Consider the following 21,912-nt stretch of genomic DNA (forward strand, 5'->3'; position numbering starts at 1 on the left):
CACGAAAATTAACCTTGGGTAATTTCAAGTCAATCCATAAGACCTGCCTGATTGCAGCAGGAAATGGCCTGATCATTCCCCCAAATGAGCTTTCAAGACAACAGATCGTGCCGGAGGTTAGAATTCATGGCAGGTTCTGCCAATTCAACATGTGCCAGACCGCTGATTGACCGTGGGTATAGCAAACGGAGGCCGGTCGCCTTTACCGCCGGTTTAACTTGCTAAAACTAACTGTCAGCACCATATTCCAGATCAGTTTGGCAGGTCATGAATCCCTGCCTTTCAACCAGAAAGGGTATCATACCTATGAATGACTTCAATCGTGCCTATTCGCCGGGGCCATCGGGCCAGACGATGGACATGTCGGTCAATGAAGGTCTGCGCAGCTTCATGCTGGGCGTCTACAACAAGATGGCGCTTGGCCTGCTGCTGACCGCAGCATTGGCTTATGCCTTTGGCGCGCTGGTGCCGGAAAGCGTCACACTGACCCTCCTGACCGGACCAATCGGTCTTGTCATCATGTTTGCTCCATTGGCGATCCTACTTCTGTCAGGCTTCGTCATGAAGAACCCGTCGCCCACAGCGGCTAACCTTGTTTATTGGTCGGTCGTCTCTCTGATCGGTATCGGCATGGGCGCTATCGTCTATGTCTATGCACGCCAGCCGGATGGCATGCTGATCGTGTCGAAGGCCTTCCTGACAACGGCCATCGCGTTCGGTGGCCTGTCACTTTATGGATATACCACGAAGCGCGACATGTCCGGTTGGGGCGTGTTCCTGATCATGGGCGTCGTTGGCATCATCGTCGCGTCGATCCTGAACATGCTGATCTTCCAGTCCAGCATGATGCATATGGTGATCTCGGTGGTCGGCCTTCTGGTGTTTGCTGGCCTGACCGCATATGACACCCAGCGCCTGAAGAACATGTATTTCCAGATTGCCGGCAATGCGCGGGCCATGGCGGTCGCAACAACCTTTGGTGCGCTCAGCCTCTATCTGGACTTCGTCAACATGTTCCAGTTCCTGCTGGCCATCATGTCCGGTCGCGACTAGCGCCGCCGGTCTGACAGGAGTACACAAAGCCCCGCTCTCAAGGCGGGGCTTTTTTGTGTGCAGTAGGCGAGGGACGTTATCATGGCCATAGGTCCGACAATCGAGACCGAACGACTACTCCTGCGCCCGCCACGTGCGGAAGATATCCCTTCGTGGAACGCCTTCCATGCCGATGAAGAGGTGATGCGCCATCTCGGCGGCGTTCAGGGGCCGGAGCTGACTTGGCGATCAATATGCACAATGACCGGTGCGTGGACGATTGAGGGCTTCTCCATGTTTTCTGTGATCGAGAAATCGACTGGAGAATGGGTGGGCCGGCTCGGCCCTTGGAGACCAAACGGCTGGCCGGGTACGGAGATCGGCTGGGGACTCGTGCGGTCGTCCTGGGGCAGGGGATACGCGACCGAAGGCGCGACGGCGGCGATGGACTATGCGGTCGATATTCTGGGCTGGAGTGAGGTGATCCATACGATCCTGCCAGAGAACGCAGCCTCTGTTCGCGTAGCCGAGCGTCTGGGTAGCCGCTTCATGAGAAAACAGGAAACGCCGCCGCCGTTTGAGGGCATGATGTGGGATGTCTACGGCCAGACGGCCGATGAATGGCGGGCCCGCCGCAACTGATAACGACCGATCAAGCCTGTGTGAGGTGTGCCGTTTACGCCTCGCCACTGATCCTGCATGCGGGTAAGGCTGGTGCACAGACTTCAGAGGAGACGCCCCATGATCCGTACGCTTACTCTTGCCTCCGTGCTTGCCATGCTGCCAGCGGCGGCGAACGCTCAGGATGCGGCCGATACAATCACAGCCTCCCCGGATACGACCACCGAGATGCAAACACCTCAGATTGGTCTGGCGCTTGGTCAATCTGCGCCTTCGGTCAATCTGGTGAGACACACTGGAGAGGCGACGAGCCTGACTGAACTCATGGGAGAGAAGGGGATTGCGGTTGCCTTCGTGCGTTCTGCGGACTGGTGCCCTTACTGCCAAAAACAGCTGAAGCAGATTGATGATGTATCGGCCAACCTCAACGACCTGGGCTGGCCCCTTGTCGCAATTTCGTATGACGATCCCGAGATTCTGTCGAAGTTTGCCCGCAAGAACAGTCTTGGATTTGAACTCCTGTCCGATCCCGGTTCGGAAGCTATATCGGCGTTTAATTTGCTGAATGAAGAGATGAAGCCTAGCTCGCGCTATTTCGGCATTCCCCACCCGGCGATCATGTTTATCAGTACGGATGAGACGGTCCGGGCGGTATTGCGCGAGGAAGGTTACAAGGACCGCCCCTCGCTCGACGTTATCTTGCAGATTGCTGAACAACTTTAGGCAACAGGGCTGTTCACTCTGCCCGAAGGACATGTAGTCTTGTGCTGCATAGATCATTGAAAGGCAAAGCGAATGAAACAGATCAGGCACATTGCAGGGCTATTGGCTGGCGTGGCCATATTGGTTGGTGCGCCGTCCTTCGCGCAGAATGTCGATCTGTCGCCGGAGATCGCGGCAACGACAGATCAACTGATCGCGGATGCTCTGCTGGATGAGGTTGGCCTGCAATTTGTCGAAGACCTGACGACAGAAGTCGGTGCCCGCCTTGGCGGCTCGCCGGATGAGGCGCGGGCGCGTGTGTGGGCGATGAACGCCCTCAAGCAGCTGAACTTTGACCGCACGCGCGTTGAGGATTTCACGATCCCGTATTGGGCGCGGACCCATGAATCTGCCCGCGTGATTGGCGCGAATGCGCAAGATCTTGTGATCACGGCGCTCGGCGGCAGTCGTGCGACGCCTGAAGGTGGACTGGAGGCTGATATCGTCCGGTTTGAAACCCTTTCCGACCTAAAGGCGGCTGATGCTGGCAGCCTTGCCGGAAAAATCGCATTCATTGATGAGCGCATGTACAAGACCCAAGATGGCTCGGGCTACGGGCTTGCCGTGCGCAAGCGGGGCGGGTGTGCCAATGCAGCCGCAGAGAAGGGGGCGGTTGCCTGCCTGATCCGTTCTGTCGGTACACAGCCCCACCGCATGCCACACACAGGCGGCATGTTCCGGGAAGGAGCGCTCGGCGCGCTCCCCGCAGCGGCCTTGTCGGGCCCTGATGCAGATCAGCTCACACGATTGCTAGACAGGGGCCCGGTCCGCGTGAATCTCGATATCGGCGTTGAGTATGCCGATGCCGCGCCGTCCGGAAATGTGATCGCTGAAATCGAGGGATCTGATCTGGAAGACGAAATCATCCTAATCGGATGCCATCTCGACAGTTGGGATCTTGGTACCGGCGCACTGGATGATGGCGCGGGCTGCGGAATCGTCGTGGGGGCTGCCAAGCTGATTGCGGACTTGCCGGGAAAACCTCGCAGAACGATCCGTGTCGTTCTCTACGGCTCTGAGGAAGTCGGCCTGTTTGGAGCGAATGCTTACGCTCGGCAACATGGGGATGATCTCGACAAGCATATGCTTGCGGCTGAGAGCGATTTTGGCGCCGGCCGCATCTGGCGTTTCCAGACCAATTTTGGTGAGGCTGCAATATCCTATGCGGATGTCATGAAGCAGGTATTGACCCCACTGGGTGTGTCAGAAGGCGACAATGCAGCCGGCGGTGGGCCTGATATCGGCGTCCTCCGCAGGGCAGGGGTGCCTGTCGTAACGCCCGCGCAGGATGGCCGGGACTATTTTGACTACCATCACACCCCAGACGATACATTCGACAAGATTGATCCGGAGGCATTCCGTCAGAATGTTGCGGTGTACGCGGCGTTCACATACATTGCGGCCCAGACAGGATGGAATTTCCGGAAGTCGGAGCCGACATCGATGGGTTCGGACTGACCTCTTCGTATGTCGGCGTCTGAAAAAGTGGGGCCAGCGCTCGCGGCCGCGCTTGAGGGGCTGAAACTGGCCCACCGGGAACTGGATCATGTGGATCAGGACTCCGAACGCTGGCGCTGGGTCGCAGTTGGTCTCGTCACAGCAATGAATTGCGCGATCATTGCTGCCCTCTCCGGATATGAGACCGCTTTGGAGGAAGATGCAGCCGATCTGAAAATGCCGGGAAGGGTTGCACCTCTGAAATTGTTACTGCGACGCGCGCGGTCAGATCGATATCTCTTGCCTCCGGAGCAGCTTCCCGCAACGGCGGGGCAGGTCGACGCCGTCCTTCGGCTTGCAGAATACCGGAACGAGGTCGTGCATGGCGTTCTTGCCGGACGGCCGAGCACAATTATTCGAGACGGGCAAATCGTCGTGGAGATGGTCACGCATCTGGTTTGCGTTGCTCCGGCCTTCGATCGGTCCAATCATGCTGTCTATTGCGCACTGATTTCTGATCAGGTTTCTGCGATCAGAGAGCGACTTGCCGTGCTTGGTTAATATTGAAGTCATGACCGACTGCAATAAGGGAGAGATGAGCGCATTCTGGCGACCCCTGATGGTATCGATTGCGGCGTTTGTCTTGACGGCAGCAGCGCCGGATACGTTTTCCCGGGAAGAGTTGCAGGCACTCGAAGCTGAGCGGCAGGCCGCCGAGCAAAAGCTTGAAGCGCTGCAGGCCGCCGGCGAAAATACGCTGAGCGATTTAAAGAACATCGACAGCCAGTTGATTTCGGCGGCTATGGAGTCCCAGCGGCGTGAAGAACAGGCTTCGAACGCCGAGAAATCCCTGATCGATCTTGGTGCGCGCCGGGTATCGGCGCAGATGAGCCTGCTCGAGAACCGCCAGGCTCTGGAAGACCTGCTTGCAGCGCTTGCCGCATCCAATCGCCGGAAGCCGCCTGCCTTGATCGTGTCCCCGAGCAAAGCGAACACGGCTGTGCGCCGGGCCATCCTGATGAGCGAGACAACTCCGCGCCTTGCGACGGAGTCGGAAGAATTGTCGCGGGAAATCGATACGCTGAACGAGCTTGAGCGCCGTATTCGCGGCGAAAAAGCCAAACTCGATGCCGCTGAAGCGACACTTGCTTTGAAACAAGTTGAGATTGAGCGGCTCGCCGCTGCCAAGCGTGGGAATTTCGAGGATTTGTCCGGCGATATCGCATTGTTGAAGGCCCGCGCGGCAGAGATTGGTGCCAGGGAAGAAGATTTGAGATCACTGCTGGCGTCGCTTGAGGCTCAGGCGCCGTCTGCGCCCGGCGCGAAGCCGGACCTCAGACCGCGCCTTGTGTCCAATTCGCCTTCGTCGAAGCCATCAGCCACGTCCGCTGTCGCGCGCACACCAGCTTCGCGACCATTGGGGCGGGCTGTCATCGGTGCGCTGAAGCCCCCCGTTGCAGGTTCGCTTGCGCGGGCATTTGGCGAAAAGCTGCCCACTGGCGGCAAGTCGGAATGGGTCGCCTTCGCCACGCGGGCAAATGCCCAAGTGGTCGCACCGGTTGGCGGTACGGTTGAGTATGCGCGGCCATTTCGAACGTATGGATCAATGTTAATTTTGCGGACGAGTGACGGTTACCATGTTATTCTTACAGGCATGAGCCGGATCTATGTCACTGAAGGCCAAGGCGTTTCTGTGGGCGAGCCTGTTGGACGCATGCCTGATCGAGCCGAGCCGGTTCCCGAACTGAATATGGAATTAAGGCTTGGCGACAAGGTTATGAATCCGGCAGACTGGCTGCCAGGCCGGAGCTAAGGTCAAAAGGATTATGGAGGACTGGAATATGCGTTCACTACTGACAGGGGCTGCCCTTGGTGTCGTTCTGGGTGGCGCTGCTGTCGGGTTTTCCGCCTTCGCCTCTCCTGAGGACCGGGCCGAAGATCCGCGCATGGTCACCTACCAGCAGTTGGACCTGTTCGCAGAAATCCTCGCCCGCGCCCGTCAGGATTATGTAACGGAAGTCGACGAAAAGGCCGCCATGAAGGCCGCCATCAACGGCATGCTCACCTCGCTCGACCCGCATTCCAGCTATCTCGATCCGGATGATTTTCGTTCGATGCAGGTTCAGACCAGCGGAGAATATGGTGGTCTTGGTATTGAAGTCACAATGGAAGATGGTTTCGTTAAAGTCATCTCTCCGATGGACGATACACCTGCGAGCCGTGCGGGTATCCAGCCGGGTGACCTGATCACATCCATCAATGGAAAGCCGATCATTGGCCAGACCCTGAACGAAGCCGTCAAGGAAATGCGCGGCGAAAAGGGCACTGATATCGATGTCACGATCCTGCGCGAAGGTGAGGATCCCTTTGACGTCACTTTGACCCGGGAAGTGATTCAGCAGAAATCCGTTACCTGGAAAATGCAGGAAAGCGATATTGGATACATTCGTATTTCAACCTTCAACGAGCGCACGACTCTGCTGCTTGAAGAGGCGGTCGAAGGCATTGCTAAAGAAACCGGCTCGCGTCCACGTGGTTTGATTGTGGACTTGCGCAACAATGGCGGCGGTCTACTGGATCAGGCCGTATCGGTCTCCGACATGTTCCTGTCTGGTGGTGAAGTTGTGTCGACGCAGGGCCGACGCATTTCCGACATGGAGCGCTATAACGCGCATTCCGGGGAAGTTTTTAAGGGCGTCCCGATGATCGTGTTGATCAATGGCGGCTCAGCTTCGGCCTCCGAGATTGTCGCTGGCGCTTTGCAGGACCGGCATCGGGCCACCGTTTTGGGTACGACCAGCTTTGGCAAGGGATCGGTGCAAACCGTCATTCCCCTTGGCGCAGATCGCGGCGCAGTCCGCCTGACGACGGCCCGCTATTACACGCCAGCCGGTCGCTCCATTCAGGCACTCGGCATCGATCCGGACATCGAAATCACCCAGGCACGCCTGTCTGAAGAAGAGCTTGCCCAGATCAAGCGCTGGTCCGAGGCCGACCTGCCGCACGCCTTGGCCAATGAAGATGGTGAGGCACGCAAGGATGTTTCCTTGCCGGATGAGCAGCCGCCCGAAGATTGGGATGGCGAGGATTTCCAGTTCCAGAGAGCCATTGAAATGCTCAAGGAAGGCACTGTCACAGCCAGTGCAATGAGGCGGGCAGGTTAACCGGATGTTTGCAACCTGTTAACCAGTTGGATGCAATTCTGTTTGTTCAGAATTCTTTTAAACTGGTTTGACGAGGTCCATCGATGGCTAGCCGCAGGGATGCCGACCCATCTCCTTTGCGCACGGGTCTGACCCATGCTGCTATGAGCCTGCTCGTATTTGGTGGAGTGGGTGCGAGTCTTGGTGCCGCGATCCATTATTCTGGCAACCCCGCAGATTCCGGGCCGAGCGAAGTGCTGGCCTTGTTTGAGACCAGCCAGGGGTCTACCGCCGCACTCAAATCCCGGCTGAAGGCGGAGACGCTCCAGGATCTGGGCGCGCGTGTTGTTCTGGCAGAAGATGATGTGGTTTCCGAGCAGCCAAGCCTGGGCGTGGAATATGCTGAATCTTCTGCTCCGCGTCCGTCGGAAGTTCCGACCGGGCAGGGGGATGAAGATTCCTCAGGTGAGGGCATTCGGATCAATGGGAAGCTGGTGCGCCCCGGGGAGTCCTATGGCGAGGTCACGCGTGTAGCGTCGCTTGATACAGCGCCTGTTCCGGGTCTGACGGAGCGGATCAATGGACTGTCTCTTCCGCGCATTTCTGCTGACGGCCAGGCACCGTCCGATGTGTATGCTCGCCCCTTCGCCAATCCCGGCAACCAGCCGATTGTGGCGGTCGTCATTGGCGGACTTGGCATCAATGCGACCCACACCAAGGCGGCTATCGAAGAGTTGCCGCCTGAAGTGACACTGTCCTTCGCGCCAGACGCTGGCAATTTACAGTATTGGGTCAACAAGGCTCGCGAAAAAGGACACGAAGTCCTGATCGAAGTGCCAATGGAATCCTTCGAGTACGGTCGCATGAAGATGCATCCGCAAACCCTGTTGGCTGGCGACACCGGTGACCGCAACCTGCCGCGTCTCGAAAAGCTGCTCAGCCGGGCAAGCGGATATTTTGGGATCATCAATTATCAGGGCGCCAAATTCGCCGAAGATCCCGGCGCTGTCGGCCCCGTCCTTCAAGCCCTTCACGATCGCGGCATTGCTCTCGTCGAGGATGGCAGCTTCCAAACAGGCGCCTTCGACCGTGCCGCCGAGCGCACACAGATGAAATTCGCACGCGCCGCGGCCACAATTGACGCAAAGCTGACCGCAGATGACATCCGGACTGAGTTGTTGGGTCTCGAAACGCTCGCAAAGGAAAACGGTGCGTCTATGGGAACTGGGTACGCCTTCCCGCTGACAATCGAAATCGCTAAGGACTGGACGAAGGACATGCAGAAACGTGGGGTCGTTCTGGCGCCGGCATCTGCCCTGATTTCGGTGCCTGCAAAAACTTCCCAACCGAAGCGTGTCCAGACTGGAAGCTTGTCTCAGGCTCCGGTAAACCCGGAAGGGTGACGATACACGCGCCCGATCCCGACCTCTACAGACCCAATGTTGGTCTCGCCCTCTTTTCTAAAGCAGGCCACGTTTTCATTGGGCGGCGCATCAATGGTCGGGGCGCGTTCCAGTGGCAGATGCCGCAAGGCGGCATCGACAAGGGCGAGACGCCGTTGGTCGGCGCTCTCCGCGAACTCGAAGAAGAAGTCGGCGTACCGGAAAAGCTGGTCGATGTTCTCGAGGAAACGTCGGACTGGTTGTTCTACGATTTCCCCCCGGATTTGAAGAAGCGTTTGCCCGGACCTTATATTGGTCAGAGACAGAAATGGTTCGCTTTCCGGTTCAAGGGGGCCGACAGCGATGTTCGCCTTGACCGGCATACGCCGGAATTCGATGCGTGGCGCTGGGCGCGGCTCGAAGAAGTTCCTTCGCTGGTCGTCCCGTTCAAACGCATGGTGTACTCTGAAGTTTCCCAGCGGTTCATCAGTTGGGCCGAACCGGTGCCCGGTCACAAGGAAGTTCAGGGTTGAAACCCTGCAGGCTATAGAGGCGCGAACCGATGACGAAATCCTTGCTGATGATCCATGGGATCGGGTGTGGCGGTGAGGTCTGGGATCGGATGCGCGTGGGATTCGAAGCCGCTGGCTGGAGCTGCGAAGCTCCAACACTGTTTCCAGACCAGCGAGTGCCTGCCTCTCCCCCAGCTTCGCTGTCTGATCTGGGCCTTGATGACTATGTGAAATCCATGGCGGACACCGTTCGCCGGATTGAGCGTGAGACGGGCAGCCCGCCCGCGGTGATTGGTCATTCGATGGGTGGCTTGATTGCCCAATGTCTGGTCGAGCAGGGGCTCGTGAGCCAGGCGGTCTTCCTGACGCCGGCTCAACCCAAGGATTGCAGCGCGGTGACCCTGTCAGTTGCCTATACTTTCCTCAACATCCTGATCGGTCGGAACCGTTCGAAAGCCTATAAGGTTTGGGAGTCAGGATTTCGCTATGGCGTACTTAACAGGGTGCCGCGACGTCGTCATGCAGAGATCTACGCTGATGCGCTGTACGATTCCGGGAAGGTTTACGGCGACATCGCAGATGGAATCGAGATCGACGAGACCTTGTTTACAATTCCAACACTGACGATCGCTGCTGGTGCAGACCGTGCGACGCCTGCCAAGGCCGTCCGGAAGGTGGGGCAAAAATACGCAAAAAGCCCAGTAGCGGGTGACTTTATGGAATATCCGAACAATGCCCATTGGATCGTGGATGAGCCGGGCACTGACAAGGTGGTTTCGGACATTGTTGCCTGGCTTGCAAAGACGAGAGCTGCTGCTTGAGGCGGTCATGAAAAGAGGCACCCGCCGATTGGCGAATGCCTCTAAACCCGTTCAGTCCTTCCAGCCGATCAGTCGGCAGCTGTGATCGTTGCCGTGCCGGATTGGCCCGCAGTATTGGTAAAGCCAGTCGAGAAGCCGACGTCTTCGCCCAGTTCGTCGAAGGTTGCACAAATGTCACCTTCGGGTGTCTGGCCACAGATTGTCTTGGATTCTTCATCCATCGTGTACGGAATGGGATCGCCTCCATCCATGGAGGCCGTGCCGTTTTCATAGAATACAACAAGCGCGGTCCTGCCATCGCTGCTTGCGAATTCGACCGTGGTGGATTGTGCCATCGCAGGCAGGGCGAACAGCGTAATTGCCGCACTCGCCGCTAAAAAGAGTTTCATGGAAGTCTCCTCCGTCTTTCGGGATTGTTCTTTTGCACTCTACCTCGGTTTCGAGGCTATCAATGCTGGGGACGGAGTCCATAAAAAAACCCCGGCATTGAGGGCCGGGGTTGATCAATTCTGAGAGAAAGTCGGCTCAACCCTTGCCGGCCATACGCAGGAAGCGATTGCGCAAATCGGCATCCGATTTGAACACGCCAGTAAACTGCGTGGTGATCGTGCTGACATCCTTGTGGTGGACGCCCCGTGTCGACATGCATTCATGCACGGCATCGATCAGGACCGCCGTGCCCATCGGGGCAAGGCTGTCGGTAATCGCATCACAGATTTGCGCGGTCATGGTTTCCTGCGTTTGCAGGCGCTTCGAGAAGATCTCTACGACGCGTGCCAGCTTGGAAATACCAACAACGGCTGCCGACGGCATGTAGGCGACATAGGCCTTGCCAAGGAAGGGCGCCATGTGGTGCTCGCAATGGCTCTCCACGTCGATGTTGCGCAGCATGACGATGTCATCATAGCCCTGCACGTCCTCAAAGGTACGCGACAGGTACTTGACGGGATCTTCCTCATAGCCGGAAAACCATTCCTTGTAGGCGTTGACGACGCGCTTTGGCGTGTCGAGCAGGCCTTCGCGACGCGGATCGTCGCCAGCCCACGCGATGAGCGTGCGCACGGCTTCTTCGGCCTCTTGAACGGTAGGGCGCTTGATGGGCTCTGCGCGTGCCTTGTCTTTATTGGGAGTGATGGCGTCCATGGCCATGATTGAAGTTTCCTTCGACTGAGGGACGAGGGTCGAGCCGAGGCTTGGTCTGGGAAAGCGTAAAAATGCTCCCCTGCCCGGACTTAACGCCCGCCCGGAGTTGATACCCTCAGGGCGATATGAGGAACATAAGGGTGCGATGGCCTTGTTTCCAGCCCTTTCTACGCTGACGTCGCGCGACTGGATGACTCCATTCTTGGCTTTTCTACGCGCCGATGATATCGCCGTCGACATGGAACGTGTTCGATTTTGTTGTCGTCCTGCCTGCCGGTGTTGCTGTTAACGCATCAACACGCCATTAGAGCTGGCCAGCTACCCGTAGCGCCAGCGATACGTCCAGACTTCCGAAATCGAGCCCAAAAACCATGACAATCCGCATCTACGACACCGCCGCGCGCAAAAAGCGCGTTTTCCATCCGCAGAATCCGGCGCGCGTGACGATGTATGTCTGCGGCCCGACTGTCTACAATTACGCCCATATCGGCAATGCGCGTCCGCCCATTGTGTTCGATGTGCTGCGGCGCCTGCTGATGAGGGTGTATGGTGAGGATGCGGTGATCTACGCGCGCAACATCACCGATATTGAAGACAAGATCATCAAGGCCAGCGTCGAGACCGGCGAACCGATTGAGGCGATTACGAAGAAATTCGCCCAAATCTACAACTCCGACACGACCGCGCTGAACGTGCTCGCGCCGAGCATTGAGCCCTGGGCGACCGATCATGTCGGCGAGATGATCGAGATGATCGAGAAACTCGTCCGCAAGCGCTACGCCTATGTCGGCAAGGAAGGCGTCTGGTTTTCGGTCAATTCCATGCCGGATTATGGAAAGCTGTCTGGTCGCAAGCTCGAAGACAATGAAGCCGGCGCACGCGTTGCTGTCGACGAAGACAAACGCGACCCAGCCGACTTCGCGCTCTGGAAATTCGCCAAGGAAGGTGAACCAGAAGATGCGATCTGGGACAGCCCGTGGGGCAGGGGACGTCCCGGCTGGCATATCGAATGCTCGGCCATGGCCGCAAAGCATCTCGGCAAGACGATCGACATTCATGGTGGCGGGATTGATCTTCAGTTTCCGCATCATGAAAACGAAATTGCCCAGTCCGAATGCGCGCATGGCGAGATCATGGCGAACTATTGGATGCACAATGGTTTCCTGGATATGGGCGGCGAGAAGATGTCGAAATCGCTCGGCAATGTAGTTCTGGTGCACGAGCTATTGAAGCAATGGCACGGTGAAGTGCTGCGCTTTGCCATGCTGAGCGGGCATTACCGCGCGCCGCTCGACTGGACGGAAGACTTGCTGAAACAGGCCAAGACAACGCTCGACCGGATTTATGGCGCGTTGCGCCGTGTGTGGGACGCTGAAGGCGGTGAAGTCGATGACCGGGGCGTCTTCGACGCACTTTGTGATGATCTGAATACACCCGAAGCGCTCGCTTCGCTCTCGCGCATTGCCGGCGAAGCGAACATGGCGGCGGACAAGGGAGATACGGATGCTATGGCGACGGCCCGCGCAAATTTGCTCGATGCCGGCGAAATGCTTGGGCTTTTGACCCTGACTCCCAAAGCCTGGGAACAGGGCGGGGATGATGATGGCAATGACCGCATCAATGGACTTGTTCAGGCGCGTATCGATGCGCGCGCAGCCAAGGACTGGGCTGAAGCTGACCGAATTCGTGATCAACTTGCTGCCGAAGGTATTGAGATCATGGATGGGGCCGGTGGCTCGACTTGGCGACGTATTTGATTTTTCAGGCGGACTGCAATTGCCCCGATGACGGAAGCTTTAATTGACCTTAACAGGCCGCTCCTGTGTGTTCGGGCCACGGCCTGAGCGCCCCGTTTTCAATGCACGACACGCCTTTGCCGCCTGCCTCGCGTTCGCGCCTGAGTCAGGCGGCATTTTTTGTCACCGTGCCTCAGCCTTGCGCCGTGCGCCTGCGAAGGCCATGTTTCAGGCGATGAGCGAACTGTACCACAATCGTGTTCTCGAACTCGCAGCAGACATCCAGCATGTGGGTGATCTGACAGATCCTGACGGGTCTGTCCTGAAGGTATCGCGTGTGTGCGGTTCGACCGTGAAGGTTGATCTGAAATTGGACGAAGCGGGCGCGCGCATCATGGCCATCGCAGTGGATCCAAAGGCTTGCGCTCTCGGGCAGGCGGCTACCTCGATCCTTACAGAACACGCTATCGGTGCAACGACTGAAGAGGTGATCGCGGCGCGAGACGCTTTGAAAGACATGCTGAAAGACAATGGACCTCCGCCGGAAGGCCGCTTCTGGGAGCTGCGCCATCTGGAACCCGTGGCCGATTATCCCCCTCGCCATACGTCCACGCTGCTGGCTTTTGAGGCGGCGGTTGCTGCCATCGAGGAGGCATTGGCAAGCCGCGGTCTCGCCCGCAAGACGGCAGGCTGAGATGGCCGGGTTGCGGCGTCGATCAGCGAATGGTCTGCTTTGGGTCTACAAGCATGGCCCAAGCCAGGTGTTTTACGCGTTCGGCGCGCGCTGCCAGCACACGCCCACCTGCAGTGAATATGGCGCCGAATGTGTTGCGCGGTTTGGATGGTGGCCAGGCATATGGATGGGACTGGCACGGTTCATCCGGTGCCGACCGGGCGGCAGTCTCGGCAAGGACCCGGTGCCGGAAACCCTGCCTGATGTGCCGGTCTGGCAGCCTTGGCGGTATGGCGAATGGTCGGCGCGCAAGGCCATGGAACGAATTGAAAACCGCCCGTCCTCATGCCATATGAAACCCGATGAGTGATATTCGTTGCCTTCTTGGCCCTGTTGGCCTGACCACACGAACTCGCCGGGGTGCCTGACGCGCCCCTTGGCTGCGCCTTTGTGCGCGCCCGCTTCATGTACCCATAAACAGCCCAAAAGAAGCCCGGATAGGGTCCGAAAACCCCGCCACTGCGCGAGAAATGCGTATGGGGTGGGAAATCTGGTGAAGTCGCGTTAAGCAGACGCCGGATAAAGGGCCCGACCGGAACCGAATTTGCCGCGCTGTACAGAGCGCAAGAATGCACGAAAAGATTAGACCATGATCAAAGTATCCCTGCCAGACGGCTCCGTCCGCGAATATGAAGAGGGCGCGTCGCCCTTTGACGTCGCCAAATCGATTTCCAATTCCCTCGCCAAGAAGGCGCTCGCCGCCCGGGTTGACGGCGAGTTGAGAGATTTAATGCGCCCGCTCGATGGCGACGCAAAGGTGGAACTCGTCACGGCGAATGATGCCGAAGGCCTCGAACTGATCCGCCATGATGCGGCCCACGTGCTCGCCCAGGCGGTACAGGAACTCTATCCCGACGCGCAGGTCACGATTGGCCCAGTCATTGATGATGGCTTCTATTACGACTTTGCCCGCGAAGAGCCGTTCTCGACGGAAGATTTCGAGAAGATCGAAAAGAAAATGCGCGAGATTGTCGACGCGGACTATCCGATTGTCCGCGAGGTCTGGGACAAGGACCAGGCCATCGAGACGTTCAAGAAGATCGGCGAAGACTACAAGGCGCGGATCATCGACGACATCATTCCGTCGGGCGAAGCAATCACAGTCTACAAGCAAGGCGACTGGTTCGACCTTTGTCGCGGCCCGCACCTGCCCAGCACGGGCAAGTTGCCGAAGGCCTTCAAGCTGATGAAGCTGGCGGGCGCCTATTGGCGTGGCGACTCCAAGAACGAAATGCTCCAGCGCATGTACGGCACGGCTTGGGCCAATGAGAAAGACCTCAAGGCGCATCTGCTGCGCCTCGAAGAGGCCGAAAAGCGTGACCATCGCAAACTCGCGACGCAACTCGACCTGTTCCATCTCGACGGCCTTGCGGCTGCCGGGTCCATCTTCTGGCATCCAAAAGGTTATCAGATCTGGCTGCAGATCGAATCCTATATGCGCCGGCGTCTCGACGCGGCCGGCTATGAAGAGATCAAGACGCCGCAATTGATGGATTCGGTTCAGTGGGAGAAATCCGGTCACTGGGGCAAGTATCGCGAGAACATGTTCATCGTTCCGGACTTCATCCCCGAGGGTGACGAAGGCGTGGATATTTCGGTGCCTGAAGATGCCAAACTGATGGCGTTGAAACCCATGAACTGTCCGGCGCATGTCGAAGTCTTCAAACAGGGACAGAAATCGTATCGCGACTTGCCGCTGCGCCTTGCGGAATTCGGCTGTTGCCATCGCAACGAGCCGCATGGCGCGCTGCACGGCATCATGCGGGTCCGTCAGTTCACACAGGACGATGCGCACATCTTCTGCCGTGAAGACCAGATCGTCGAAGAGTCTATCCGCTTCTGTCGCCTGCTCGAAAACGTGTACCAGGATTTCGGCTTTGAGAATATCGCCGTGAAACTCTCCACACGTCCGGATGTCCGGGCCGGGGATGACGCAACCTGGGACCGGGCCGAGAAAGGCCTGCAGGACGCCGTTGATGCAGCGGGCCTGCCCTGTGAGATCATGCCCGGGGAAGGGGCCTTCTACGGACCCAAGCTTGAATTCCAACTCACGGACGCGATCGGCCGGGTTTGGCAATGTGGTACGTTGCAGCTGGACTATGTTCTGCCAGAGCGTCTCGGCGCTGAATATACGGCGTCGGACGGTTCAAAGCAGCGCCCGGTCATGTTGCACCGCGCCATCCTGGGCTCGATGGAGCGCTTTATCGGTATCTTGATCGAGGAGTTTTCCGGCGCTTTCCCTATGTGGCTGTCACCGGTGCAAGTTGTCGTTGCGGCGATCACAGACGCAGCGAACGAGTACGCTGAGGAAGCAGCGGCTGCTTTGCGCAAGGCCGGACTGCGCGTCGAGACCGATCTTCGCAATGAGAAGATTAACTACAAGGTTCGCGAGCATTCGGTTCAGAAAGTGCCAATCATTGCGGTGGTTGGTGGTCGTGAGGCTGAGGACCGTACACTGGCGTTGCGTCGGCTTGGCAGCAATGGTCAGCAAATGATCTTGCTGGAGGATGCCTGCCGCGATCTCGCCCAAGAAGCCCTCGCACCAGACCTGAAGTCCGACTAGTCCGGATCAACAGGTGACAGGTACTGCGGAACACGAAAAGATGCGCGGCATGAGCTACGCACCTTTTCTCGCCGCGGCCTTCCTGTTGTGGCCTTTGACCTCCATGGCAGGGACGCAAGGTAACGTCCTGCTGCTCGCGCTGGCTGCGATTCCTGCATTATTTGTTGCACGGCCCGGTATCCGTCCCGCCCACTACCTGCTGGCGGGCATGGCCTTTCTGGTCTGGGCCGTTGCGAGTGAGTCCTGGTCTCCGGTCTCGCGGGGAATCATCAGTGGGACATTGATGGGCGGCGACTTTGCCATTCGGTCCGCCGGGCTGCGCATCATATTGACGCTTTTCTTCACCACGCTCTTGATAGCCGGTGCATTGCGAACTGCGCCCGGGCGCGCGCAGATCTCGTCCCGCCTGATATTGGGAAGTCTCTCCATACATGGTCTGCTGATCCTGCTCAGCCCGGTCTTCGCGACTTCAGTGATGCCCGTCTTCTACGGGGATGATCCGCTCAATCATTCCTCGGGCTTCCAGAACCTTGACCGGGGTGCGAACGCTTTTGCGCTCGTACTGCCTGTACTGGTTGCATATGTGGGTGCTCGGCCAGGCTTGGCATGGAAGGGGCTCGCACTGATGATCGCGCTGGCCAGCCTTGTCAGCTTCGGCGTTCTAGGTTCGTCAGCCGCCATGTTTGGCGCGATTTTGATGCTCGTCGCTTTCGTCATTGTTCGGGTCTTTCCAAAGTTTGGCCTGCGCGGGCTGTTCACAGCTGTCGCCGCCTATATCGCGCTAGCGCCGATCGTGATGAGTGGGGTGCTCTATATGTTGGGGCGAAGTGGCATGAACTTGCCGGGATCTTTCCAATCTCGCGCTTGGTCGTGGGAAGTCGTGATTGGAAAAATCCGGGAGGCACCGCTGATGGGGCATGGTATCGAAGCATCAAAGTCTTGGCAGGACACCTATGCAGCCTATCCGGAATGGATGGCGCAATTGCCGGATTTTTGGGCGCGCTATCCGGTCGTTCCGGGGCATCCGCACAATATGGCCTTGCAGATATGGGCCGAGACGGGCGCAGTTGGTGCATTGGTTGCGGCACTCACCATTTTGCTGATTGGGTGGCGACTGCCAATTGGACACAATTTACGCGCGGATGTTCGCTACGCGATTGGCGGCATGCTGGCGGCAGCGTTCTGCCTGTTCAGCTTTTCCTATAGTGTCTGGAATGAAGCTTTCTGGTCGACATTGGCGCTCGCTGTCGTTGCGCTGATTGTGCTGTCTCGCCGTGTGAGAGGATCGCTTGGATGACTCTCCCGACAATTACGGCAGTCGTTGTGACCTATCATACCGGCCCGCGCTTGCATGAATGTCTCTACGCCTTGAAGTCCGATCCGGATATTTCTGAAATTGTTATTGTCGATAATGGAAACCGACCAGAAGAACAGTCCTGGATCGATAATTTCGAGGCAGGTTCCGATAAAATCCATATCGTCCGTGATGGAACAAATCCTGGATTTGGGGCTGGTGTAAACAAAGGTGCGGCGGGGGCGCTCGGCAAGCTGCTTCTTGTCATCAATCCGGATGCGGTTCTGCGTCGCGGGTCACTTGCGAGACTGGTGGCGGCAATGGACAAGCGCGCAGAACCCGTCCTGGTCGGCGGCAAGATTTTTGATATCCACGGACGTGAGGAGCGAGGCGCGCGGCGCAACACGCTGACGCTCTTGCGAGCGATGGGGTTCGGTAAGTGGACGCTGGAAAATGAGCCGCCGCCTCGCAACTCCATCGAAGTCGGTGCAGTGTCAGGTGCTTTTTTCATGATGGATCGTCAGGCCTTTCGCAAGATGGGAGGGTTCGACGAGGGCTATTTTCTGCACGTCGAAGATGTCGATCTTTGTCGCCGGGTCCTGAAGTCTGGCGGCAGCGTAGTCTATCAACCTCATGCGGGCGCATTGCATTATGGGTCGACGTCGGATGTTCCCTCTGAGGCTGTGGTCGAACACAAGGCGCGTAGCCTTGTGAAGTATTTCAAAAAATTTACGAACGGCCCGCTAGAACGTCTGGTTGTGACGCTGATTTCACCAGTTATGGTGCGCGCCCTCAAGGCCCGTCGCTAGACGGTTGGACGCCAATCATCGGGGGCCATTTCAAATCCGCCAAATTCGAAGCCCGGGGCAACAATACAACTGACCAGGGTCCATGCGCCCAGTGTCTCCGCTGTCTGCCAGTACTGCGATGGGACCAGAAGTTGCGGGCGATGCCCAGCCCGCAGGTCAGGGCCTAGCATTACTGCAATTGCCCCTTGGCCGGCGGGCGATGATAGCGTGAGGGAAAGAGGGCCGCCCGCATGCCATAGCCAGAATTCGTCGGCATCGACCCTATGCCATGCCGAGACTTCGTCAGCTTGCAGCAGATAATAGATCATCGTGGAATTGGCGCGGTTTCCGTCCGGTGTCGGCGCGCGATACGTTTCCCGGAAGTGTCCTCCCTCTGGGTGAGGGGTCAGATCCAGCATGCGGATGATCTCTCGGGCGCCGAGATCTCCGGAGATACCTCGCATCAGAAGCGGTCCTTGCGTCCACGGATTTCGGCGAAGGTTTCGACGGCGTTTCCAGGATAGCCCATAGCCGCTTGGAGTACGGGATCGTCGGCACGCAAGAATGGGTTCGTGGCAAGTTCTCTGTCCAACCGTGTTGGAACAGTTGGAAGGCCCTCTGCACGACGCTCGTCAATCCATAGCGCGTAATCCGCAAGTGCTTTATTCTCCGGGTCGACCGTGACGGCAAACCGTGCGTTGGCCTGTGTATATTCGTGCGCGCAGTAGAGCAGGGTTTCTGGCGGCAGAGCTTTCAGCTTGGACAGGCTGCGCCACATCATCTCCATCGTGCCTTCAAAAACACGGCCGCAACCAAGTGCAAAGACAGCATCTCCGACAAATGCGACGTCTTGATCTGAGAAATGATAGGCGATGTGGCCTAACGTATGCCCGGGCACATCCATCACGTGCGCGCTCGTGCGCCCAAATTCGACGATGTCGCCTTCGGATAGTTTCACATCAATGCCGGGAATTTTTTCCGCTTCGCCAGCTGGTCCATAAATGGTGCAGTCCGTGACTTCCTTGATCCGCAAGTTCCCGCCCGCATGGTCGGGATGCCAGTGCGTGTTCAGGATGTGCGTAATGGTCCAGCCTTTACGATCGGCCTCGGCAAGGTATTTCTCGGCATCCGGCGTATCGATTGCCGCAGTCTTTCCTGAGACAGGTTCACGAACCAGATAGCCGTAATTATCGTTCAGGCAGGGAAATTTGTGTATGTCGAGGGTAATTTTCTTCATTAGCGTCTCCTGCAGACCAGACTAGCACAGGCCACTTCATGCGTCAGGATGCCGTCACCTTGCAACGTTTCTATGCCTCGCCTTTGGGGCAGGCAGCGACGCGCATCCTGTCCGGCAAGCTGACGGATCTCTGGGGAGATGCGCGCGGTCTCTCTCTGCTGGGTCTTGGATATGCCATTCCTGTGCTCGAGGCCTTCGGTGCTGCGCCGAGCCGCAGTGTTGCAGGCATCCCGCTCGATCATGGGCCCGTCTCATGGGATCCGTTTGGTCGAGGCAATGCAGCGGTCGCCATAGGCGATGTTCGACTGCCCTTTCCAGATGGTATGTTTGATCGTGTGATCGTGTTGCATGGGATCGAGGAATCGGGAAATCCGCGGGCCTATTTGCGGGAAATTTGGCGGATAACGGCTCCAGAGGGTCGTATTGTTTTGGCAGCGTCCAACCGGTCTGGCTTGTGGTCGCGCGCGACCAAGACGCCGTTTGGCCAAGGCCGCCCCTGGACACGCGCCCAGCTAATGAATTTGCTCTCGATCGGGCTGTTTCAGGTGACAGCGTCCAGTAGTGCGCTTTACATGCCGCCAATGGCGACACCGTTGGTGAGTTCGGCGGCCGAGGGCTGGGAAGTGATGGGCCGAATGCTCGCGCCGGGGCTTGGTGGTGTGGTGCTAGTGGAGGCAGTGAAACGCCTTTATGCCTCTCCTGGAGGCGGCGCTACAGCACCAGTGACCGAAAAAGTGCGCCTGGCGCGACCTGCGACAAGCAATGGCCGCGAAAGCCATTGACGCCGCTACGCGCGCCTCGGTAGTTTAGAAACTCCTAATTCGCATTACAGATCAAAGGATTGCGCGCCATGAAACTCGTAACAGCCATCTTCAAGCCGAGCCGATTGGACGCGGTGATTGACGCGCTGTCCGAAGCTGGCGCGACAGGACTGACCGTGTCGGAAGTGCGCGGCTATGGTCGCCAGCTTGGCAAAACCGAAGTTTATCGCGGCGCAGAATATGAAGTGCGCCTCCTGCCCAAGGTCAAAGTGGAAGTCGCATGCCCTGACGCCTCGGCTGAGCGCTACGCCGAAGCCATCACGCAGGCCGCCAATACGGGCACGATCGGCGACGGCAAGATCTTCATCTATGATCTCGACAGCATTATCCGGATTCGCACCGGTGAGCGCGACGAACAGGCTGTGTCCGGTTAGTTCTGGTCTTCGGAGTTGAAGCTTGCCTGTTCAGCGCCATGGTGGAGCTGAAGGTTCAGCAGCACGCCCTTCGCAACCGGTAACAACCACAAGCACAGTCCGATCACGGCTGCGCATAGCGCGATGAAGGCAATGACCATCGGCACCAAGGGTAGCGGACTCATCGGCAACAGGAACAGAAACGGCGCTAGCAATAGCAGTACACCGAAACCTACGAAAAAGGCTGGGCCGTCTGCTGTATCGGCCGCCGTCATGTCACGCCCGCAGACCGGGCAGGACTCGTTCAGCTTCAGGTAGGAGCTGTACAATTTGCCTTCGCCGCACTGGCCGCATCGCTGACGGATGCCGGAAATGATGGGGGAGGGGTGGCTCATGATTCTGGACCTCGTTGAGCCGGATGCTTGGTCAGACCTTCACCGGCACTTTCCACCCCTATGTAAGGACCGCTCGGCTGGTGTCATCTGCGGTAGATGGTTGCAGGGGCATGAAGGCCTTGACGTTGGTCGCCGTATTCCGCACCAGAACGGGCGAAATCTGACTGCAGGAATACTATGACCGAACCCGTCTTCAACAAGATCGCCATCATTGGCGCTGGCCTCATCGGCGCGTCCATTGCGAGGGCGGCTGTGGAGTATGGCGCGGCTGGGACTGTGAGCCTTTATGATTCCAGTGAAGATGTGCGCCAGCGCGCCGCCGGAATTGCGCTAGGTGACGTCGCGGACAATCTTGCTACTGCCGTGGCAGAGGCAGATTGCGTGTTCCTGTGTGTCCCCGTCGGCGCTTTGCAGGCCGTTGCTGCGGACGCTGTACCGCTGATGAAGGCGGGAGCCGTTCTGACTGATGTGGGCTCAGTGAAAGGCCAAGCCACCGAAGCGCTTGCGGCCGCCGCCGATGGCCGCGTGCACATTATCCCGGGCCACCCCATTGCCGGTACGGAGCAATCCGGTCCGGAGGCGGGCTTTCCGACCCTGTTCCAGAATGCCTGGCACATTCTGACACCCCTGGCAGACGGGGATGACAATTACGGCGCCGCTGTATCGATGCTGGAGGCGTTCTGGACGCAACTTGGCGCAACGGTTGAAACGATGGACGCAGCGCGACACGACCGCGTACTCGCGATCACTTCGCACCTGCCACACCTGATTGCGTTCAATATTGTTGCAACCGCGTTCGACATGGAGACTGTCGAGCAGGGCGAGGTCGTGAAGTATTCTGCTGGTGGTTTCAGGGATTTCACCCGTATCGCCGCCTCTGACCCTGTCATGTGGCGCGATGTTTTTCTGAACAACAAGGACGCCGTGCTTGAGTGCCTTGGCCGGTTTTCCGAGGATCTTGCCGCGCTGCAACGAGCCATCCGCTGGGGCGACGGCGAGATGCTTTTCAACGAGTTCAATCGCGCCCGTTCAATCCGCAAAGCCATCATTGATGCGGGCCAGGATTCTGGGGCGATTAACTTCGGGCGGAACTTGCCCAAGGGAGATGAGGATGAAGGCGCTTGAACTGACCGAGGAGC

At 58.0% G+C, this 21,912-nt stretch carries 24 protein-coding genes; 19 read left to right on the forward strand and 5 right to left on the reverse strand.

Annotated elements, in window-relative coordinates:
• The first annotated feature begins 306 nt into the window (after window positions 1-306).
• The 10 genes from L53_RS10235 to L53_RS10280 all read left to right on the forward strand — a co-directional run bounded on the left by L53_RS10235 (window position 307) and on the right by L53_RS10280 (window position 9,710).
• Window positions 307-1,053, forward strand: coding sequence for a Bax inhibitor-1/YccA family protein (locus tag L53_RS10235; protein WP_034814852.1), 747 nt, complete (start codon window positions 307-309; stop codon window positions 1,051-1,053).
• 81 nt (window positions 1,054-1,134) lie between these two features.
• A complete protein-coding gene (locus L53_RS10240) occupies window positions 1,135-1,674 on the forward strand; it encodes a GNAT family N-acetyltransferase (RefSeq protein ID WP_034814855.1) in 540 nt (179 codons plus the stop codon).
• Between the two features lie 99 nt (window positions 1,675-1,773).
• Window positions 1,774-2,376, forward strand: coding sequence for a peroxiredoxin (locus L53_RS10245; RefSeq protein ID WP_051607804.1), 603 nt, complete (start codon window positions 1,774-1,776; stop codon window positions 2,374-2,376).
• A gap of 72 nt (window positions 2,377-2,448) precedes the next feature.
• Window positions 2,449-3,873: a M28 family peptidase gene (locus L53_RS10250; RefSeq protein WP_034814857.1), complete on the forward strand. Its 1,425-nt coding sequence runs from the start codon at window positions 2,449-2,451 to the stop codon at window positions 3,871-3,873.
• A 9-nt stretch (window positions 3,874-3,882) separates the two neighbouring features.
• Window positions 3,883-4,413 carry a hypothetical protein gene (locus L53_RS10255; protein WP_034814859.1) on the forward strand — a complete coding sequence of 177 codons (531 nt, stop codon included), beginning with the start codon at window positions 3,883-3,885 and terminating at the stop codon, window positions 4,411-4,413.
• Window positions 4,414-4,447: 34 nt separating this feature from the next.
• Window positions 4,448-5,665: a murein hydrolase activator EnvC gene (locus L53_RS10260; protein ID WP_198019789.1), complete on the forward strand. Its 1,218-nt coding sequence runs from the start codon at window positions 4,448-4,450 to the stop codon at window positions 5,663-5,665.
• Between the two features lie 28 nt (window positions 5,666-5,693).
• Window positions 5,694-7,016: a S41 family peptidase gene (locus tag L53_RS10265; protein ID WP_034815213.1), complete on the forward strand. Its 1,323-nt coding sequence runs from the start codon at window positions 5,694-5,696 to the stop codon at window positions 7,014-7,016.
• An 83-nt stretch (window positions 7,017-7,099) separates the two neighbouring features.
• Window positions 7,100-8,398 carry a divergent polysaccharide deacetylase family protein gene (locus tag L53_RS16410; protein WP_051607805.1) on the forward strand — a complete coding sequence of 433 codons (1,299 nt, stop codon included), beginning with the start codon at window positions 7,100-7,102 and terminating at the stop codon, window positions 8,396-8,398.
• 2 nt (window positions 8,399-8,400) lie between these two features.
• Window positions 8,401-8,910, forward strand: a complete 510-nt coding sequence (locus L53_RS10275) for an RNA pyrophosphohydrolase (protein ID WP_034815217.1) — start codon at window positions 8,401-8,403, stop codon at window positions 8,908-8,910.
• Window positions 8,911-8,939: 29 nt separating this feature from the next.
• On the forward strand, window positions 8,940-9,710 hold the full coding sequence (locus L53_RS10280; RefSeq protein WP_034814864.1) for an alpha/beta hydrolase: 771 nt from the start codon (window positions 8,940-8,942) through the stop codon (window positions 9,708-9,710).
• A gap of 68 nt (window positions 9,711-9,778) precedes the next feature.
• Here the strand turns inward: L53_RS10280 and L53_RS10285 are convergent, their stop codons facing one another.
• Together L53_RS10285 and folE are read right to left on the reverse strand one after the other, a co-directional pair.
• Window positions 9,779-10,099, reverse strand: a complete 321-nt coding sequence (locus tag L53_RS10285; RefSeq protein WP_034814866.1) for a hypothetical protein — start codon at window positions 10,097-10,099, stop codon at window positions 9,779-9,781.
• 136 nt (window positions 10,100-10,235) lie between these two features.
• A complete protein-coding gene (gene folE, locus L53_RS10290) occupies window positions 10,236-10,853 on the reverse strand; it encodes a GTP cyclohydrolase I FolE (RefSeq protein ID WP_034815219.1) in 618 nt (205 codons plus the stop codon).
• Between the two features lie 371 nt (window positions 10,854-11,224).
• Here folE and cysS point away from each other — a divergent pair, with 371 nt between their 5' ends.
• The 6 genes from cysS (at window position 11,225) to L53_RS10320 (ending at window position 17,988) form a co-directional block, all read left to right on the forward strand.
• Entirely contained in the window at window positions 11,225-12,610 is a 1,386-nt protein-coding gene (gene cysS, locus L53_RS10295) for a cysteine--tRNA ligase (protein WP_034814868.1), read from the forward strand.
• Between the two features lie 214 nt (window positions 12,611-12,824).
• Window positions 12,825-13,283 carry an iron-sulfur cluster assembly scaffold protein gene (locus L53_RS10300; RefSeq protein ID WP_034815223.1) on the forward strand — a complete coding sequence of 153 codons (459 nt, stop codon included), beginning with the start codon at window positions 12,825-12,827 and terminating at the stop codon, window positions 13,281-13,283.
• 1 nt (window position 13,284) lies between these two features.
• Window positions 13,285-13,632 carry a membrane protein insertion efficiency factor YidD gene (yidD, locus tag L53_RS10305; RefSeq protein WP_051607807.1) on the forward strand — a complete coding sequence of 116 codons (348 nt, stop codon included), beginning with the start codon at window positions 13,285-13,287 and terminating at the stop codon, window positions 13,630-13,632.
• Between the two features lie 279 nt (window positions 13,633-13,911).
• Window positions 13,912-15,885: a threonine--tRNA ligase gene (gene thrS / locus L53_RS10310; protein WP_034814870.1), complete on the forward strand. Its 1,974-nt coding sequence runs from the start codon at window positions 13,912-13,914 to the stop codon at window positions 15,883-15,885.
• A 49-nt stretch (window positions 15,886-15,934) separates the two neighbouring features.
• Window positions 15,935-17,182: an O-antigen ligase gene (locus L53_RS10315; protein WP_198019791.1), complete on the forward strand. Its 1,248-nt coding sequence runs from the start codon at window positions 15,935-15,937 to the stop codon at window positions 17,180-17,182.
• Complete coding sequence (locus L53_RS10320) at window positions 17,179-17,988, forward strand: glycosyltransferase family 2 protein (protein WP_051607808.1); 810 nt, start codon at window positions 17,179-17,181, stop codon at window positions 17,986-17,988. The genes L53_RS10315 and L53_RS10320 overlap by 4 nt, the downstream gene beginning before the upstream one ends.
• Here the strand turns inward: L53_RS10320 and L53_RS10325 are convergent.
• Window positions 17,985-18,431 carry a cupin domain-containing protein gene (locus tag L53_RS10325; RefSeq protein WP_034814874.1) on the reverse strand — a complete coding sequence of 149 codons (447 nt, stop codon included), beginning with the start codon at window positions 18,429-18,431 and terminating at the stop codon, window positions 17,985-17,987. The genes L53_RS10320 and L53_RS10325 overlap by 4 nt on opposite strands.
• Window positions 18,431-19,204, reverse strand: a complete 774-nt coding sequence (gene gloB / locus L53_RS10330) for a hydroxyacylglutathione hydrolase (protein ID WP_034814876.1) — start codon at window positions 19,202-19,204, stop codon at window positions 18,431-18,433. The genes L53_RS10325 and gloB overlap by 1 nt, the downstream gene beginning before the upstream one ends.
• A gap of 38 nt (window positions 19,205-19,242) precedes the next feature.
• Between gloB and L53_RS10335 the strand changes: the two genes are divergently transcribed.
• Together L53_RS10335 and L53_RS10340 are read left to right on the forward strand one after the other, a co-directional pair.
• On the forward strand, window positions 19,243-19,986 hold the full coding sequence (locus L53_RS10335) for a class I SAM-dependent methyltransferase (RefSeq protein WP_034814878.1): 744 nt from the start codon (window positions 19,243-19,245) through the stop codon (window positions 19,984-19,986).
• Between the two features lie 68 nt (window positions 19,987-20,054).
• Entirely contained in the window at window positions 20,055-20,399 is a 345-nt protein-coding gene (locus L53_RS10340) for a P-II family nitrogen regulator (RefSeq protein WP_034814880.1), read from the forward strand.
• On the opposite strand, the gene L53_RS10345 is transcribed toward L53_RS10340, so the two are convergent.
• Complete coding sequence (locus L53_RS10345; protein ID WP_034814882.1) at window positions 20,396-20,773, reverse strand: DUF983 domain-containing protein; 378 nt, start codon at window positions 20,771-20,773, stop codon at window positions 20,396-20,398. The two genes, L53_RS10340 and L53_RS10345, sit on opposite strands and share 4 nt — an antisense overlap.
• A gap of 177 nt (window positions 20,774-20,950) precedes the next feature.
• Here L53_RS10345 and L53_RS10350 point away from each other — a divergent pair, with 177 nt between their 5' ends.
• On the forward strand, window positions 20,951-21,898 hold the full coding sequence (locus L53_RS10350) for a prephenate/arogenate dehydrogenase family protein (RefSeq protein WP_034814884.1): 948 nt from the start codon (window positions 20,951-20,953) through the stop codon (window positions 21,896-21,898).
• The last annotated feature ends 14 nt before the right edge of the window (window positions 21,899-21,912 follow it).

The sequence above is a fragment of the Hyphomonas sp. L-53-1-40 genome (genome assembly GCF_000682775.1).
Taxonomy (GTDB): domain Bacteria; phylum Pseudomonadota; class Alphaproteobacteria; order Caulobacterales; family Hyphomonadaceae; genus Hyphomonas.

Excerpts from the sequence above, each read along its gene's own strand:
- L53_RS10235 (WP_034814852.1), top strand. The coding sequence starts at position 307 with ATGAATGACTTCAATCGTGCCTATTCGCCGGGGCCATCGGGCCAGACG.
- L53_RS10240 (WP_034814855.1), top strand. The coding sequence starts at position 1,135 with ATGGCCATAGGTCCGACAATCGAGACCGAACGACTACTCCTGCGCCCG.
- L53_RS10245 (WP_051607804.1), top strand. The coding sequence starts at position 1,774 with ATGATCCGTACGCTTACTCTTGCCTCCGTGCTTGCCATGCTGCCAGCG.
- L53_RS10250 (WP_034814857.1), top strand. The coding sequence starts at position 2,449 with ATGAAACAGATCAGGCACATTGCAGGGCTATTGGCTGGCGTGGCCATA.
- L53_RS10255 (WP_034814859.1), top strand. The coding sequence starts at position 3,883 with ATGTCGGCGTCTGAAAAAGTGGGGCCAGCGCTCGCGGCCGCGCTTGAG.
- L53_RS10260 (WP_198019789.1), top strand. The coding sequence starts at position 4,448 with ATGAGCGCATTCTGGCGACCCCTGATGGTATCGATTGCGGCGTTTGTC.
- L53_RS10265 (WP_034815213.1), top strand. The coding sequence starts at position 5,694 with ATGCGTTCACTACTGACAGGGGCTGCCCTTGGTGTCGTTCTGGGTGGC.
- L53_RS16410 (WP_051607805.1), top strand. The coding sequence starts at position 7,100 with ATGGCTAGCCGCAGGGATGCCGACCCATCTCCTTTGCGCACGGGTCTG.
- L53_RS10280 (WP_034814864.1), top strand. The coding sequence starts at position 8,940 with ATGACGAAATCCTTGCTGATGATCCATGGGATCGGGTGTGGCGGTGAG.
- L53_RS10285 (WP_034814866.1), bottom strand. The coding sequence starts at position 10,099 with ATGAAACTCTTTTTAGCGGCGAGTGCGGCAATTACGCTGTTCGCCCTG.
- folE (WP_034815219.1), bottom strand. The coding sequence starts at position 10,853 with ATGGACGCCATCACTCCCAATAAAGACAAGGCACGCGCAGAGCCCATC.
- cysS (WP_034814868.1), top strand. The coding sequence starts at position 11,225 with ATGACAATCCGCATCTACGACACCGCCGCGCGCAAAAAGCGCGTTTTC.
- L53_RS10300 (WP_034815223.1), top strand. The coding sequence starts at position 12,825 with ATGAGCGAACTGTACCACAATCGTGTTCTCGAACTCGCAGCAGACATC.
- yidD (WP_051607807.1), top strand. The coding sequence starts at position 13,285 with ATGGCCGGGTTGCGGCGTCGATCAGCGAATGGTCTGCTTTGGGTCTAC.
- thrS (WP_034814870.1), top strand. The coding sequence starts at position 13,912 with ATGATCAAAGTATCCCTGCCAGACGGCTCCGTCCGCGAATATGAAGAG.
- L53_RS10315 (WP_198019791.1), top strand. The coding sequence starts at position 15,935 with ATGAGCTACGCACCTTTTCTCGCCGCGGCCTTCCTGTTGTGGCCTTTG.
- L53_RS10320 (WP_051607808.1), top strand. The coding sequence starts at position 17,179 with ATGACTCTCCCGACAATTACGGCAGTCGTTGTGACCTATCATACCGGC.
- L53_RS10325 (WP_034814874.1), bottom strand. The coding sequence starts at position 18,431 with ATGCGAGGTATCTCCGGAGATCTCGGCGCCCGAGAGATCATCCGCATG.
- gloB (WP_034814876.1), bottom strand. The coding sequence starts at position 19,204 with ATGAAGAAAATTACCCTCGACATACACAAATTTCCCTGCCTGAACGAT.
- L53_RS10335 (WP_034814878.1), top strand. The coding sequence starts at position 19,243 with ATGCGTCAGGATGCCGTCACCTTGCAACGTTTCTATGCCTCGCCTTTG.
- L53_RS10340 (WP_034814880.1), top strand. The coding sequence starts at position 20,055 with ATGAAACTCGTAACAGCCATCTTCAAGCCGAGCCGATTGGACGCGGTG.
- L53_RS10345 (WP_034814882.1), bottom strand. The coding sequence starts at position 20,773 with ATGAGCCACCCCTCCCCCATCATTTCCGGCATCCGTCAGCGATGCGGC.
- L53_RS10350 (WP_034814884.1), top strand. The coding sequence starts at position 20,951 with ATGACCGAACCCGTCTTCAACAAGATCGCCATCATTGGCGCTGGCCTC.